The following is a 14,863-nucleotide window of genomic DNA, read 5'->3' as shown; positions in this document are numbered from 1 at the left end:
CCTTCGGCTAGTCTTCGAGGTTCTTCGCGACCATGCGGATCAGGAAGATCGCCACGATATTGGCCAGGATGATGGCGATGACCCCGCCGGCGGAGGCACCCCCCACGTCGAATTCCAGCAGCGCGCGGATATAGATCAGGTACGCCAGGTTGGTGGTGGCAAGCCCCGGTCCACCCGAGGTGGTGACGTAGATCTCGGCGAAGATGGTCAGCAGGAAGATCATCTGGATCATGATCACCACGCTGATGGCGCGTTTGAGGTGCGGCAGCGTGATGAAGAAGAACACTGCCAGCGGGCCGGCGCCGTCCATGCGTGCCGCCTCGACCTGGTCGTCGTCCAGCGACTGCATCGCGGTGAGCAGGATCAGCAGCGCGAACGGCAGCCACTGCCAGGCGACGATGATGATGATCGACAACAGCGGGAAGGAGGAGAACCAGTCGATCGCCGGCAGCCCGAACAGCCCCAGGAACCAGGCCAGCACGCCATTGACCGGGTGCATCATCATGTTCTGCCAGATCAGCGCGCTGACCGTGGGCATGATGAAGAAGGGCGAGATCGCCAGCACGCGAGCCACGCCGCGGCCGAAGAACTCCTGTTGGTAGAGCACCGCCAGCAGGGTGCCGCCGATCACCGAGATCGCCAGCACCGAGCCGACCAGCACCAGGGTGTTGCCCATCGCCCGCCACAGGGCCGGGTCGCTGAGCAGATATTCATAGTTTTCCAGGCCGGCGAACTGCTCCATGCCCGGCATCATCAGGTTGTAGCGCTGGAAGGAGAACCATAGGGTCATGCCCAGTGGTATCAGCATCCAGATCAGCAGCAGGGTGACGGCGGGCGCCTGCAGCGACAGGCTACGCAGGCCGCCTACGGTTCGCCCGGAAGCTCGAGTACGCATGGTGTTACCACTCGGGATTGAGAGACGAAGGTCGGCCGGGGAGCCCCGGCCGACTCAGGACAGACGATCAGTCGTAGTAGCCTGCCTGACGCATGGCACGCTCGGCGCTGCGCTGTGCCGACTCCAGGGCCTGCTCGACCGGCATCTGACCGGTGAGTGCCGCGGCGATCGACTGGCCGACCTGGGTACCGATGGCCTGGAACTCGGGAATGCCGACGAACTGCACCCCGGTGTAGGGTGACGGCTTGAGGGTCGAATCGGTGGGGTCGGCGTTCTGCATCGCCTCGAGCACGAAGCTGGCAAACGGCGCCGCCTCGATATAGCGCTCGTCCTCATAGGTCGAGGCACGGGTGCCTGGCGGCACACTGGTCCAGCCTTCGGTCTCGCCAACCAGCTCGATGTACTCCTGAGAGGTGGCCCAGGTCACGAACTGCTTGGCGGCATCCTGTTCTTCCGAAGAAGCCGGAATCGCCAGCGCCCAGGACCACAGCCAGTGCGAACCCTTGGGCGTTTCGGCCACCGGCGCCTGGGAGAAGCCCAGCACCTCGGCGACGTCAGACTCGCGCGGATCATAGATACGTCCCGCCGCCGAGGTGGCGTCGATCCACATGCCGCAGCGGCCGCTGGAGAACAGCGCCTGGTTTTCGTTGAAGCCGTTGGAGCTGGCCCCCGGCGGGCCGTAGTTGTTCATCAGGTCGACGTAAAAGCTGATCGCTGCCTGCCACTCGGGGGAGTTGAGCTCGGGGTTCCAGTCCTCGTCGAACCAGCGCCCGCCAAAGGTATTCACCAGCGTCGACACGAAGGCCATGTTCTCGCCCCAGCCTGGCTTGCCGCGCAGGCAGATACCGTAGAGGCGATTGTCGGGATCGTGGATCTGCCCTGCCCACTCGTAGACCTCGTCCCAGCTCGGCTGTTCGGGCATCTCGATGCCATGCTCTTCGAACAGGTCGGTGCGGTAGTAGAGCATCGAGCTCTCGCCGTAGAACGGCAGCGCATGCAGGGTGCCGTCGTGGCTCAAGCCGTCGCGCACCGGGCGCAGCAGATCGTCGACCTGATACTCATCGGGCAGGTCATCGAGCGGCACCAGCCAGCCACGTTCGGCCCAGATCGGTGCCTCGTAGGTGCCAATCGTCATCACGTCGAACTGGCCGCCGCCGGTAGCGATGTCGGTGGTCAGACGCTGACGCAGCACGTTCTCCTCGAGCACCACCCAGTTGAGGGTGATGCCGGGATGGGCCTGCTCGAACTCGTCGGTCAGGCTCTGCATGATCACCATGTCATTGTTGTTGACCGTGGCGACGGTGATTTCCTGGGCGTGGGCCGCGGCGGAAACCGCTACCGCCAGGGTCGCCAATGGCAAGGCGTGGGAGAGTTTCATGGAGTGCTCCTTGGTAACGCTTGGCATTGTTGTTCTGCTCAAATCATTTTGATCAAATTGATCATTGATCGATCAAATGATCGTTCACGCTTCCAAAAAAAGCAAAGCCGTCAGGCTTATACTTTGGGTGCATTTATGCGGGTCTGGTCATGCTGTGGCGCATCACAGCTGTTCGACGATATGCCGTGCCGCCAGTTGATCGGTGACCAGCCCCCTGATCCAGCCGCCGCGCAGCGCGGCGAGAATCGCCGGCGCCTTCTCGCGACCACCGGCCAGCGCGACGATCGGCTGGTCGCGAAACATCTCCAGCGGCAGGCTGGTGACGCGGCGGGTGATCGAACACTCCACCACCTCGCCGTCGGCGGTCATCGGCCAGCCCAGCAGCTCACCCACCGCCTGCATGCCGAGCAGTTCGTCGAGTTCGGCCTCGGAGATGAAGTGATCCTGGAACAGCGTGGCCTGACGGTCGATGCGCCCTACCCCGATGAACGCCGCCTCGGCCTCCAGGGCGACCTGGGTGATGGCCTGGAACAGCGGCTGCTGCTGCAGCGAGGCCTTCTCCTCCACCGTGCTTGCCACCACCGGCGAGGGCAGCAGGAAACGCTGGCCACCGGTCTTGTCGGCCAGCACCATCACCCCGTCGTAGCGGTTGGAGGAGCCGTCGCGGGCGACGTTACCAACCAGCGACACGAAGCGGTGCTGGGGGCGCTCGATGCGGCTCAGCGCTTCCACGGTGGCGCGCACCGAGCGGCCGGTGCCCAGCGACAGGGTCAGCGGCTCGCCGCGCTCGACCAGCCGTGCCACCCGCTCGGCGCCGGCCACCGCCAGGTAGTAGGCCGCCCCCTCCGGGGCGCTGGCCTCGGCCGGCACCACGTCGCAGTAGTCGAGCCCGAAGCGCTCGCGGATGGCACTGGCCAGGGTCATGCAGGCGGCGATGGGGTGGTCGATGTGCACCTTGATCAGCCCCTCCTGGCGCGCCAGCGCCAGCAGCCGCTGCACTCCCGGGCGTGACACGCCCAGCTGGCTGGCGATCTCGTCCTGGGTGATGCCGCCGACGTAGGACATCCAGGCGGCGCGCGCCGCCTGATCCAGCTTTACCTCGAACTTGTCCACGGAACGATTACCCTCTAGGCCATTGGGGGAGTTGTTGTCATCATACAAAGCTGATCGATATCCACAACGCGCCAAAAGTGCCAGACACCCTGTGGCGCACCACCTCATGAGGAGCCCTGCATGCCTATCGCCCTGATCACCGGCGCCACCTCCGGTTTCGGCCGCGCCACCGCCTATCGCTTCGCCGAGGCCGGCTGGTCGCTGATCCTCACCGGCCGGCGCAGCGAGCGGCTCGAAGAGCTCGAAAGCGAGCTTGGCGCCAAGGTCGATATCCTTACCCTGACCCTCGACGTGCGCGACGCCGAGGCGGTAAAAGCCGCCATCGACGGCCTCGATGCCCGGTGGCGCGAGATCACCTGCCTGGTCAACAATGCCGGCCTGGCGCTGGCCCTGGAACCGGCCCAGCGCGTCGATCTCAACGACTGGCACACCATGATCGACACCAACATCACCGGCCTGGTCAACGTCACCCACGCCGCGCTGCCGCTGCTGATCGCCACCGGCAAGGGCGCCAGCATCGTCAACATCGGCTCGGTGGCCGGCAGCTACCCCTACCCGGGCAGCCATGTCTACGGCGCCACCAAGGCCTTCGTGCAGCAGTTCAGCTACAACCTGCGCTGCGACCTCAAGGGCAGCGGCGTGCGCGTCACCGACGTCGCCCCGGGCCTGGCCGAGACCGAGTTCATGCTGGTCCGCTCCAAGGGGGATCAAGAGGCCTCCAAGGCGCTCTACGACGGCGCCAACCCGCTGCAGGCCGAGGATATCGCCGCCCAGGTGTTCTACGTCGCCACTCTGCCCGAGCACATCAATATCAACCGCCTCGAGATCATGCCCACCAGCCAGAGCTGGTCGCCGTTCAGCATCGAGCGGCAGTGACTCAGGTCTCGCCAGGGGCCTCGTCGGCCAGGTGGGACTGCTGCCACAGCCGCGAGACCAGCTCCTGGATGAAGTTGCGCACGATCAGCGACGGCCGCCTCCCGGCGCGGGTCACCACGCAGAACGGCGAGGCGATCTCGATCTCGCCGGGTAGCAGCGCCATGAGCTCGCCGCGGGCCACCCAGTGCTCGGCGTAGTAGTGGGGCAGATTACCGATGAAGTGACCGCTGAGGATCAGCAACGCCTGGGCCTCCATATTGGAGGCGTGGGCGCCTACCGTCGCCTCGGGAAAGCTGTGCAGCTCCTGGAGGTTGGCGTAGGGGCGCACCACGAAGGGGTGCTTGACGATCTCCGCTACCGTCAGCTGCTCGGCCTGACGTTTGAATAGAGGATGGCTGCGCGCGCAGTAGACGCCGTGCCGCTCGGTGTAGACCTGGCGATGCTGGAGCCCTTCCATCTGCGCGGTCTCCGGCAGGATACCCAGCTGCACTTCGCCGTTGGCGATCTCGCCGATCAAGCGGTCGGGGCTGCCCACGGTGATGTTCAATCTGGCACGGGGATTCTTGCGCAGGAACTCGCCGATCACCCCCTGCAGATCGAGATCCTCGTCCATGATCGTGTTGTCCACCACTCCCAGGCGCAGCGTGCCGTAGACCGAGCTGCGCAGCTCGCTCATCTCGCTGTCGAAGTCGTCCACCGAGGCGAGCAGCGCCTTGGCTCGCTCATGCACGACCGCGCCTCGCTCGGTCAGCTCGAAGCCCTGCCGACCGCGGCGGCAGACCGTGAAGCCGACCCGCTCCTCCAGCGCGCGGATATGAAAGCTCACCGCCGACTGGCTCATGTGCAGCGCGGTTTGGGCACCGGCAAAACCGCGATGCTCGGCCACCGCCAGAAACACCGAGAGGCTCTTGAGATCCGACGCGGATACCTTCATCGGCATGCCCTACCTTAGTGCGCAATACATCAAAAATATGGGTTCATACATCGAAAGATAGCAATTTTCCTGCTGTGAATCCTCTGCTTAACTCAAGTCGTACTCCCCGACTCGCTGCCCCGGCAGCGCCGACGACCATCAACAACAAGAGGGTCACTTCATGAATCGCACAGCATCCATCACCGCAGGCCTACTGTTGAGCACCGGCTTGATGGCGGGCAGCGCTAACGCTGACCTGCTGGAAAGCATCAAATCTGACGGCGTCTTCACGGTAGGCACCGAAGCACGTTACGCCCCCCATGAGTTCATTGAAGATGGCGAGATCGTCGGCTACTCAGCAGACCTCATGGAATACATCATGCCTGAGCTTGAGGGCGTGGAACTGATTCGCATGGACCTGCCGTGGCAGGGGATCCTGCCTGGGCTCGAGCGTGAGCGCTTCGACTACGTGATCACCTCGGTCACCGCCACCCCCGAGCGCATGCAGCGCTACCACCTCAGCGCGCCCATCGCCGACGCTACCATGGCGATCCTCAAGCGCGCCGGCGAAGACGAGATCGGCTCACCGGAGGATATCGGCGGCAAGGTTGCCGCCGCCCAGGCCGGTTCGGCTCAGCTCGAAGCGCTGGAGGCGCTGGCCGCCGAGCTCGAGGAGGCCGGCACGCCGCTCGCCGACATTCGCACCTACACCGGCGTCGACGAGGCCTACGCCGACCTAGGCACCGGTCGCGTCGACGTGGTGATCAACAGCCTGCCCAACCTGCTCGAGGCCGAGCGCACCCGCCCCGACGTGTTCGAGGTAGTCGGCACCTTCGGTGAGCCGGTCTACTTCACTTGGGCAGGGCGTCGCGACGATGAGAGCGCCTCGCTCAACGCCTTCATGGATGAGCAGATCCGGCGTCTCAATGAAGACGGCACCCTGAACGAGCTGCAGGAAAAATGGTTTGGTGCGCCCATGGACGTCCCTCTGGAACTGCCCGCCGCTGAGTAATCGCGACCCGAGGAGCGGCCGTGGGCCGCTCCCGGGAGTCTGTCGGGTTTGACCGATAAGGTGCTCCATGTTCGAGATCCTGCTCACTCACTACCCGGTACTGATCAAGGGCCTGACCACCACCCTGGTGGTGTCGCTCTCGGCCATCGCCCTGGGGTTGGTATGCGGCGTGCTGCTGGCCTTCGGCCTGACCAGCCGCCACCGCTGGTTACGCTGGCCCTGCGGCCTGTACCGTAGCTTCTGGCGCGGCACGCCGATCCTGCTGCAGCTGCTGCTGGTCTACTACCTGCTGCCGGAAGTGGGTATCGAAGTGGCGCCGATCACCGCCGCCATCCTGACCCTGACGCTGAACACCACCGCCTTCCAGGCAGAGATATTTCGCAGCGGTATCGCGCATATCCACGCCGGACAGGTCGAGGCCGCGCGCATGGCCGGCATCTCGGCCTGGCAGACGCGGCGGCGCATCGTCATGCCGCAGGTGTTCCGCCTCACCCTGCCGCCGCTGACCAACGAGATCATCACCATTCTCAAGAACTCGTCGCTGATCTCGGTGATCGCCGTCACAGAGCTGATGCGCGTCAGTGAGCAGATCGCCTCGCGCACCTTTCAACCCCTCGAGACCTATCTCGCCGCGGCCTTCCTCTACCTGGCGGTCAATCTGCTGCTAGCGCAAATCAGCGCCCATCTGGAACGCCGCATGGCCGGCGGCCTGGCCACCGAATAGGCACACCCCGAGGAGCTATCGTCATGTTCGATCTTGCCCTGCTGTGGGAGACCCGCGAACTGATCCTGCAAGGCCTGTGGAACACCGTCTGGATCTGTTTCCTGGGCTGCCTGATGGCGCTCTCGCTGGGCCTGGTGCTGGCCGCGCTGAGACTCTCGAGCCCGCGCCTGTTCGGCTACCCGGTAGCCTGCTACGTGGAGATATGCCGCGGCACGCCGCTGCTGGTGCTGCTGTTTCTGCTCTACTACGGCGGCCCCAGCATCGGCCTACGCCTCGATGCCGAGATCGCCGGCGTCACCGGTATCGGCCTCTACGGCGCCGGCTACTTCGCCGAAATCTACCGCGGCGGCTTCAAGTCGATCCCCAAGGGCCAGCTCGAGGCAGCACGCATGCTCGGCATCTCGCCCTGGCACGCACTGACCCGCATCCAGATCCCGCAGATGCTGCGCCTGATCGTGCCGCCGGGCACCAACCAGTTGATCATCCTGGTCAAGGAGTCGGCGCTGATCTCGATCATCTCGGTGGACGACCTGACCAAAAATGCCACCACCATCGTCAACCAGACCTTCAACGTGATCGAGCCCTACCTGGCCGTCGCCCTGCTCTACTGGATGATCATCGAATTGATCGCCCGCGGCGGCTATGCCCTGGAGAAGCGTCTGGCCGACCGCCAGCCGCGCCACATCGCCCAACCAGGAGACACCGCCCATGCCCACGGCTGACACCACCACCATGCCTACCGCCGCCCCGCGCCGGACCCGCGGCGAGGCGATCGTCGAGGCGCGCGGTATCGGCAAGTCCTTCGGCGAGCTCGAAGTGCTGAGCGATATCGACTTCCGCCTCGCGCCGTCGGAGGTGGTCTGCGTGATTGGCCCCTCCGGCTCCGGCAAGTCGACCCTGCTACGCTGTCTGGCGTTCCTCGAGCCCTACGACCACGGCAGCGTGCATATCGACGGTCAGCTGCTCGGCTACGAGGAGCGTGGCGGCATGCGCGTGCGCGCCCGGGAGTCGCGCGTCGACGCGGTGCGCGCGCCGGTGGGCATGGTCTTCCAGCACTTCCATCTATGGCCGCACCGCACGGCGCTGGAGAACGTCACCGAGGCGCTGCGTCTGGTCAACGGCCTGTCGCGCCGCGAGGCCGAGACCGAGGGCATGGCGATGCTCGAGCGGGTCGGCCTGGCCGAGCGCGCCGGCCACTTCCCCGAAAGCCTCTCCGGCGGCCAGAAGCAGCGCGTGGCCATCGCCCGGGCGCTGGCCATGCAGCCGCGGGTGATGTTCTTCGACGAGCCCACCTCGGCCCTCGACCCCGAACTGGTCGGCGAGGTCCTCGACGTCATGAAGCAGCTCGCCCACGACGGCATGACCATGGCCATCGTCACCCACGAGATGGGCTTCGCCGCCAAGGTCGCCGACCGCGTGGTGTTCATGGACCAGGGCCGGATCGTCGAGAGTGGCCCCCCGGAGACGCTGTTCCGCACCCCCCAAAGCGAGCGCCTCAAGCAGTTCCTCAACACCTGGCGCGAGCGCCATATCGACTGACATCCCAGCTCAGAGCTGACCCATCACCACAAGGAGAACACCATGAGCAGCAAGCCAACCTTCGACCACGCCCGCATCGAGCAGCTGCCGCGCCGCAACAGCGAACCCTGCGGCCACAATCATACCCTCGAGACGCCGATCTCCGCCGACGGCACCCCGGTGCTCGGCGAACGCTACGAGGTCGCCGCGCGCGGCGGCCGCGCGGTACGCCTAAAGAAGGGCCAGACCATCCGCATCATCAATACCCACGGCACTCAGGTCTGCGATACCTGGGCCTTCAGCAGCGACAATCTCAACGAATTCATGTCCTGGGAGCACGGCCGCGCCTGGCTCAGCGGGCTGATCCCCCAGGTCGGCGACCCGCTGATGAGCAACCGCCGCCGTCCGATCATGACCCTCACCGCCGACACCTCACCGGGCATCCACGACACCCTGATGGCGGCCTGCGACCTGTTTCGCTACATGACACTCGGCGTCGAGGGCTATCATGACAACTGCGCCGACAACCTGCGCCTGGCGCTCAAGGCGATCGGCATCGATGCCCCGGAGGTGCCGCAGCCGCTCAACCTGTGGATGAACATCCCGGTCAACGCGCAGATGAAGGTCGACTGGTGTCCACCGGTCTCCAAGCCCGGCGACTACGTCGAGCTGCGCGCCGAGATGGACTGCATCGTCGTCATGTCGTCCTGCCCCCAGGACATCATTCCGATCAACGGCGAGGACTGTGTCCCCGTCGAGGTGCACTTCGACGTCCACGCGTGAGGAGACGCCGCTGGGCGCCAGCCTGGCGCGCCTCTGCGCCTGACCCTCTCCAGCAAGGAGCCCGCATGACAAGCCCGACCGACGCCACCCGCCGCAACGCCGCCACCGGTGAGAGCTACGCCCCGCACCTCGAGCCGCGCTACCGCGAGATCGCCACCTTTCTGCGCGCGCCGCTGGCCGAGCGCCTCGATGATCTGGATATCGCCCTGGTCGGCATTCCTTTCGACGGTGGCGTCAGCAACCGTCCCGGCGCCCGCCTGGGTCCGCGCGAGATGCGCAACCAGTCGAGCCTGATGCGCAGCATCCACCACGTGACCCGCCAGGACCCTTTCGACCAGGCGCGCATCGCCGACATCGGTGACGTGCGCTTCTCATCGATCTACGACCTCGAGCGGGTCTCCGATGATATCGCCGCCCACTACCGCGCCATCCACCAGGCCGGGGTGCTCCCGCTCAGCGCCGGCGGCGACCACTCGGTGACCTACCCGATCCTGCGCGGCCTGGCCGGCGACGCGCCGGTGGGGCTGATCCATATCGATGCCCACACCGACACCTGGGACGAGTTCCAGGGCTCGAAATTCCACCACGGCGGCCCCTTCCGGCTGGCCTGCGAGGCAGGCCTGATCGATCCCACCCGCACCGTGCAGATCGGCATCCGCGGCGCCCAGAACACCGCCCAGGGCTGGGACTACTCGGATGCCACGGGGATGCGGGTGATGTTCATGGAGGAGGTCGACGCGCTGGGCATCGAGGCGGTGGTCGCCGAGGCCCGGCGGGTGGTGGGTGATGGCCCGGTGTATCTGTCGTTCGATATCGACAGCGTCGACCCGGACTTCGCCCCGGGCACCGGCACGCCGGAGGTCGGCGGGCTGACCAGCCTGCAGGCGCTGCAGCTGGTGCGCGGCTTTCGCGGCCTGCCACTGATCGGTGCCGACGTGGTGGAGGTAGCGCCGCCGTTCGATCCCACCGGCAATACTGCTCTGCTCGGCGCCACCCTGATGTATGAGCTGCTGTGCCTGCTCGCCGAACAGCGGGCAACGGCCTGAGCGTGTCGGCCTGTCAGGCCGAACCGAAGTAGCGCTCGCGATCCTCGGCAGTGACGTCGCTGATATGCAGCGGATAGACGCCGTCGCGGCGGTCACTATAGAAGTGGCGCAGGGTGCGCTCGATGGTCGGGAAGGCCAGCTCGTCCCAGGGGATCTCGTGCTCCTCGAACAGCGCCACCTCGAGGCTCTCCGGGCCGGCGTCGAAGCCGCCCTCGAGGTCAGCGCGGAACATCATGTAGACCTGGTTGATATGCGGCAGGTTGATCAGCGTATAGAGGCCATGGATGGCCACCTCGGCGCAGGCCTCCTCGCGGGTCTCGCGGGCGGCCGCCTCGACGGTGGTCTCGGCGTTCTCCATGTAACCCGCCGGCAGCGTCCAGAAGCCCTTGCGCGGCGAAATCGCGCGGCGGCATAGCAGCACCTTGCTGCCGATCACCGGCAGGGTACCGGCGACGATGCGCGGATTCTGGTAATGGATGGTGCCGCAGGCGTCGCACAGGTAGCGCGGTCGGTCGTCGCCGTCGGGAATCGCGAAGCGGACGGTCTCGCCGCAGTGGCTGCAGAAGTTCATGGCTCTCCTTCATGGCGCAGGGGCGGAGCGCGTCTTGACGCCTGTGCGGGAGCTGGGTACAACACATGAAACCCAGCGGATACCCCATGTTAGAGAAACTGCGCGAGCGCCTGCAAGCACACCGCCCTCAACGCCTGACACTCGCCATGCCCGAGGCCGCGGTGCTGATCCCGATCGTGACCCGGCAAGAGCCGACGCTGCTGTTCACCCGCCGCGCCGACCACCTCAACACCCATCGCGGCCAGGTGGCGTTTCCCGGCGGCAAGCGCGAGGCCCACGACCGCGACCTGCTGGAGACCGCGCTGCGCGAGTCCGAGGAGGAGATCGCCCTGCCTCCTTCGCGAGTCGAGCTGCTTGGCCAGCTCAGCGAGGTGGTCTCGCTGCACGGCCTCAAGGTCACCCCCTACGTGGGGCTGATCCCGCCGGATCTGCCGCTGACCCCGGACCCCAGCGAGCTCGACGCGATCTTCGAGGTGCCGCTGGCGCTGTTTCTCGACGACTGCCGCAGCCACACCGACGTGATCACCGTCGATGGCCGTCCCTACTACGTGCCCAGCTATCAGGCCCAGGGCCAGGTGATCTGGGGGCTCTCGGCAATGATGCTGGTGGAGCTGCTCAGCGAGGGGTTCGGCTGCCCGGTGAGCCTCGATCGCGCCCCCGAGGGCGGCCCGCTTCGCCATCGCCCGCCGCGCCGCGGACCACGACAAACCGTACCCAACACCCACTCCCGACAAGATTGAGCCGTATCATGCAAGTCGTTCTCATTAGTCTCGCCATTGCCGCCCTGCTGGTGTGGTTCTTCATGCGTACCAAGGCCAAGGGCTTTCAACTGATGCGCTGCGCCCTCTATCTGCAGAACCTTCAGGAAGTGATTGACGGCAATCCCGGCGACGACGACCTGGTCGTCACTCGGGAGCAGGCCGAGCAGGCCTACCAGGCCGCCCGCGAGGAGTTTGCCGGCATGGCTACCCGCCAGGGACAGGCCTACTGCGTGCATGTCACTCAGGCCCAGCTCAAGGCCTATGGCAACAAGAAGGGCGTGATGCTGGCCCGCGCCCGCGCCCACGGTTTCCCGGAGTGAAGACGCCATGAGCGCCTCGCCCGCCTTCGACCCGCAGCGGCTGGCAGCGCTGGTCGATGCCCTGGTCGCCCAGGGCTGGTTCGTGGGCGAGGAGTTCATCGACGCCGAGCTGTGCCAGGCGCTGTTCGCCGAGGTCAGTCAGCTTGCCGAACTCGACGCCCTGGCTGCCGCCGGTATCGGCCGCGGCAGCGAGCACCACCTGCGCCGCGACGTGCGCGGCGACGCCATCCACTGGCTCGACCGCCAGAGCCTGGCCCAGCGCCGCTACCTCGCGGCCATGGCCGAGCTGCAGCAGAGCCTCAATCAGGCACTCTATCTGGGGCTGTTCGAGTTCGAGGCGCACTTCGCCCACTACCCGCCGGGCAGTTTCTACAAGACCCATGTCGACAGCTTCCAGGGCCGCGCCAACCGCGTGGTCTCCACGGTGCTCTACCTCAACCCCGAGTGGCCCACCGACGGTGGCGGCGAGATGGCGATCTACGCCAGTCAGGACTCGCAGCGAGAGGTCGCTCGAGTGCGCCCTGAAGCCGGCACCTTCGCCTGCTTTCTCTCCGAGACGGTGCCCCACGAGGTGCTGCCGACCCGCTTGCCGCGGGCCAGCATCGCCGGCTGGTTCCGACGCAACGCCTCACTGGGCGGGCGGATCGACCCGGCAAGGTAGGTATTGGCCTCAGGCCTTGAGCACGTAGCGCAGGATCTCGACCACCTGGTCGGTGCTGGTGGCCCATGCCATCGCCTGGGCGTCGACCTCCTTGAGCGGATGCACGATGTCCTCGCCGTGCAGAGTCACGTAGGGCTTGCCCAGCGCCGCGCAGTAGCCGGCATCGAAGGCCGCGTTCCATTGCTTGTACTGGTCACCGAAACGCACCACCACCAGGTCGCTCTGTTCGATCAGGGTCTTGGTACGAATCAGGTTGACCTTGGAGGACTTGTGGTCGCGCCAGAACTGGCGGCTCTCTTCGCCGAGGTGGTCGCCGGCGGCATCGCTGGCGGCGTGGTCGGTCACCGCCGAGGTGAATACCACGTCGAGGCCCAACGCTTCGGCACCGCGCTGGATCTCATCGCGCCAGTCGGTGTGGATCTCGCCGGACAGGTAGACGTAAAAGCTCATCAAAGGCTCCATGGCAAAACAAAAAGGTCGGCCATCATAGCCCAGCGAGGCAGGCGATCAAAAATCCCGTGACAGGGTCACGGCGCCGAACACGTCGTGGCTGGTCTGGCCTTCGAACTCATGGCTACGCCGCACCGCGGTGTAGCTCAACTGCCAGGCGTCCCAGGCCAGCGCCGCGCCGCCCACCAGATCGCCGACCCATTCTCGGCGCTCCACCGAGTGACTGCTCTTGATGGTGTTGCCGTCGAGAGTCAGGTTTTGGGCCATGTAGTAGCCCTCGACGCTGGCAAAAAGGTACCAGCGCAAGCCCGAGCGCTGGGTGAAGGCCTGGCGACCGCCCGGATTGGGCGTGACCGTGGGGATGCCCACGGCATCATCGCCGAAGCGTACCGCGTAGCCGCCACTGGCGTAGGTATAGAGGTTGCCCATTGCCAGCCCCGCGCTGGGGCCGTGGGCCAGGGTCTTGCCTGCCAGCGGCGACTCGTGCCACCACTGGCGGCGCAGCGTGGCGTTGACGATCGGCTCGTCGGCAAGCTGGTTGTTCCAGCCCCGCGGACGATCGCTGCGTGAGAAGCGGTGCGCCTCTCGCTGAATGCGCTCGGCCTGAGACGAGCGCCCCACCATGCCCCCGTCGAGATGCAGGTCGGTGGCCTGTCGCCAGCCTCCGCGCGCTACGTCCTCGTAGAACGATACCCCGCCGAACACCAGCCCGGCATAGGGTCGGTCGTCCTCGATCAGACCGCGCTGCTCGATGTCGTCGGGCGTATAGATCTGGTGGATCAGCCGGTAGGCCACCCTGTCGGCCTGGCCGATCAGCGTATCGGGCAGGCGCGCGGCCACCCGCTGGCTCCAGTGCTCGGGCTCGGGGACGAAGGTCCAGTTGAGTTCGACGCCGCTGGTGAAGTGGCCATCATCGCTGCTCGCCAGGAAGTCGTTTTCTACTTTGAGGGTAAAGGTGCCGTCGGCGGCGGCCATCCCGGGCAGCGCCGCCAGGGCCGCCACTGCCAGCCAGCAGCAGACGCTGCGATAGGTCATGTCTCGATCCTTGAGCATGCGAGTTAGAAACGGTAGCTGAGGAAAACCCCGGCTACCGGCTGCAGCGCATCGCCTACGTCGTCGACGATGGGGCTGTCGGCGGCATCGCCGGTCAGATAGGTAACGCCGGCCAGCGCGGTGAGCGACCAGGCCGGGGTCAGCGCGTGGCTGAGGGTACCGCTAAGCCCATAGCGCAGGTAGCCACTATCCGGTTCATAAGCTGCCACCCCCGAACGTGCACTGTCCTCGGCGGAGACACCGAACATCGCCCGCGTCCAGCTGGCGCTGGAGTAGCTCACGCTTGGGCCCAAGGTGACGAAGGTGCGCTCGCTGAGGGGCGCTCGCCAACTGGCTCGGGCCTGCCACTCACTGCCGTTGACATCACCACTGACCGGCGACTCCCCGGACAGGCTATAGCGCCATGGCCCCTGGTCGTAGCTGACGCGCAGACCCAGGGTAGCGCCACCGTCGACCTCCTCGAATGCCGCCAAGGCGCCGCGATTGTCGCGGCCGAAGGTATAGCCGAGGTAGGGCGATACGACCCAGTTGCCCTCGCGAATCGCGTTCCAGCCGAGTCCCTCGCGGGGATTGAAATAGAACGCATCGGCGTAGCGCAGTTCCAGCGATGGCCAACCCCGCGTGCGGAAATCATCGCTGCCCAGATACTCCGGCGTGACCAACACCCCCGCCCCGACGCTGCCCTGCCAAGGGTTCTCTGCCATCGCTGACGTCGCCACCAGCCCCGCCACCAGTCCCAGCCACCATCCACGCATCGCCATGTCGTTTCCTAAGGTTATTCTTACAGGC

General features: G+C 66.0%; 18 protein-coding genes. 10 read left to right on the top strand and 8 right to left on the bottom strand.

Going from position 1 to position 14,863, the window contains the following annotated elements:
- Window positions 1–7: 7 nt before the first annotated feature.
- From BWR19_05105 to BWR19_05095, 3 genes are all read right to left on the bottom strand, one after another.
- Complete coding sequence (locus tag BWR19_05105) at window positions 8–895, bottom strand: sugar ABC transporter permease (protein APX92364.1); 888 nt, start codon at window positions 893–895, stop codon at window positions 8–10.
- Window positions 896–962: 67 nt separating this feature from the next.
- Complete coding sequence (locus BWR19_05100; protein APX92363.1) at window positions 963–2,273, bottom strand: sugar ABC transporter substrate-binding protein; 1,311 nt, start codon at window positions 2,271–2,273, stop codon at window positions 963–965.
- 162 nt (window positions 2,274–2,435) lie between these two features.
- The gene (locus tag BWR19_05095) at window positions 2,436–3,386 is read right to left on the bottom strand and encodes a DNA-binding transcriptional regulator (protein APX94906.1); all 951 of its coding nucleotides are present in this window, start codon (window positions 3,384–3,386) and stop codon (window positions 2,436–2,438) included.
- Window positions 3,387–3,506: 120 nt separating this feature from the next.
- Here BWR19_05095 and BWR19_05090 point away from each other — a divergent pair, with 120 nt between their 5' ends.
- A complete protein-coding gene (locus tag BWR19_05090) occupies window positions 3,507–4,262 on the top strand; it encodes an NAD(P)-dependent oxidoreductase (protein ID APX92362.1) in 756 nt (251 codons plus the stop codon).
- Window position 4,263: 1 nt separating this feature from the next.
- Here BWR19_05090 and BWR19_05085 read toward each other — a convergent pair whose 3' ends face one another.
- A complete protein-coding gene (locus BWR19_05085) occupies window positions 4,264–5,196 on the bottom strand; it encodes a LysR family transcriptional regulator (protein ID APX92361.1) in 933 nt (310 codons plus the stop codon).
- A gap of 160 nt (window positions 5,197–5,356) precedes the next feature.
- Between BWR19_05085 and BWR19_05080 the strand changes: the two genes are divergently transcribed.
- The 6 genes from BWR19_05080 (at window position 5,357) to BWR19_05055 (ending at window position 10,258) form a co-directional block, all read left to right on the top strand.
- A complete protein-coding gene (locus tag BWR19_05080) occupies window positions 5,357–6,187 on the top strand; it encodes an ABC transporter substrate-binding protein (protein ID APX92360.1) in 831 nt (276 codons plus the stop codon).
- A 67-nt stretch (window positions 6,188–6,254) separates the two neighbouring features.
- On the top strand, window positions 6,255–6,911 hold the full coding sequence (locus tag BWR19_05075; protein APX92359.1) for an amino acid ABC transporter permease: 657 nt from the start codon (window positions 6,255–6,257) through the stop codon (window positions 6,909–6,911).
- A 23-nt stretch (window positions 6,912–6,934) separates the two neighbouring features.
- Window positions 6,935–7,633, top strand: a complete 699-nt coding sequence (locus tag BWR19_05070; GenBank protein APX92358.1) for a hypothetical protein — start codon at window positions 6,935–6,937, stop codon at window positions 7,631–7,633.
- Complete coding sequence (locus tag BWR19_05065; GenBank protein ID APX92357.1) at window positions 7,620–8,450, top strand: ATP-binding protein; 831 nt, start codon at window positions 7,620–7,622, stop codon at window positions 8,448–8,450. The genes BWR19_05070 and BWR19_05065 overlap by 14 nt, the downstream gene beginning before the upstream one ends.
- Before the next feature lie 42 nt (window positions 8,451–8,492).
- Complete coding sequence (locus tag BWR19_05060; GenBank protein ID APX92356.1) at window positions 8,493–9,212, top strand: aminomethyltransferase; 720 nt, start codon at window positions 8,493–8,495, stop codon at window positions 9,210–9,212.
- 149 nt (window positions 9,213–9,361) lie between these two features.
- On the top strand, window positions 9,362–10,258 hold the full coding sequence (locus BWR19_05055; protein APX94905.1) for an agmatinase: 897 nt from the start codon (window positions 9,362–9,364) through the stop codon (window positions 10,256–10,258).
- 13 nt (window positions 10,259–10,271) lie between these two features.
- Here the strand turns inward: BWR19_05055 and BWR19_05050 are convergent, their stop codons facing one another.
- Window positions 10,272–10,829 carry an NUDIX hydrolase gene (locus BWR19_05050; GenBank protein ID APX92355.1) on the bottom strand — a complete coding sequence of 186 codons (558 nt, stop codon included), beginning with the start codon at window positions 10,827–10,829 and terminating at the stop codon, window positions 10,272–10,274.
- An 86-nt stretch (window positions 10,830–10,915) separates the two neighbouring features.
- Between BWR19_05050 and BWR19_05045 the strand changes: the two genes are divergently transcribed.
- The 3 genes from BWR19_05045 to BWR19_05035 are packed head-to-tail and all read left to right on the top strand — an operon-like array spanning window position 10,916 to window position 12,571.
- Window positions 10,916–11,569, top strand: a complete 654-nt coding sequence (locus BWR19_05045; protein APX92354.1) for a CoA pyrophosphatase — start codon at window positions 10,916–10,918, stop codon at window positions 11,567–11,569.
- Between the two features lie 8 nt (window positions 11,570–11,577).
- Window positions 11,578–11,910: a hypothetical protein gene (locus tag BWR19_05040; protein APX92353.1), complete on the top strand. Its 333-nt coding sequence runs from the start codon at window positions 11,578–11,580 to the stop codon at window positions 11,908–11,910.
- 7 nt (window positions 11,911–11,917) lie between these two features.
- Window positions 11,918–12,571: a 2OG-Fe(II) oxygenase gene (locus tag BWR19_05035; GenBank protein ID APX92352.1), complete on the top strand. Its 654-nt coding sequence runs from the start codon at window positions 11,918–11,920 to the stop codon at window positions 12,569–12,571.
- A 9-nt stretch (window positions 12,572–12,580) separates the two neighbouring features.
- Here the strand turns inward: BWR19_05035 and BWR19_05030 are convergent, their stop codons facing one another.
- Genes BWR19_05030 through BWR19_05020 form a run of 3 tightly spaced genes read right to left on the bottom strand, consistent with a single transcriptional unit; the run spans window position 12,581 to window position 14,835 of the window.
- Window positions 12,581–13,021 (bottom strand): hypothetical protein, encoded by a 441-nt coding sequence (locus BWR19_05030; protein ID APX92351.1) that lies wholly within the window; start codon window positions 13,019–13,021, stop codon window positions 12,581–12,583.
- A gap of 57 nt (window positions 13,022–13,078) precedes the next feature.
- Window positions 13,079–14,056, bottom strand: a complete 978-nt coding sequence (locus BWR19_05025; GenBank protein APX92350.1) for a hypothetical protein — start codon at window positions 14,054–14,056, stop codon at window positions 13,079–13,081.
- Between the two features lie 23 nt (window positions 14,057–14,079).
- A complete protein-coding gene (locus BWR19_05020) occupies window positions 14,080–14,835 on the bottom strand; it encodes a structural protein MipA (GenBank protein APX92349.1) in 756 nt (251 codons plus the stop codon).
- Window positions 14,836–14,863: the final 28 nt, after the last annotated feature.

Source organism: Halomonas sp. 1513 (assembly GCA_001971685.1).
GTDB lineage: Bacteria > Pseudomonadota > Gammaproteobacteria > Pseudomonadales > Halomonadaceae > Franzmannia.
Note: the sequence above shows the minus strand (reverse complement) of the source record. Positions and strands in the feature narration are given on the sequence as shown.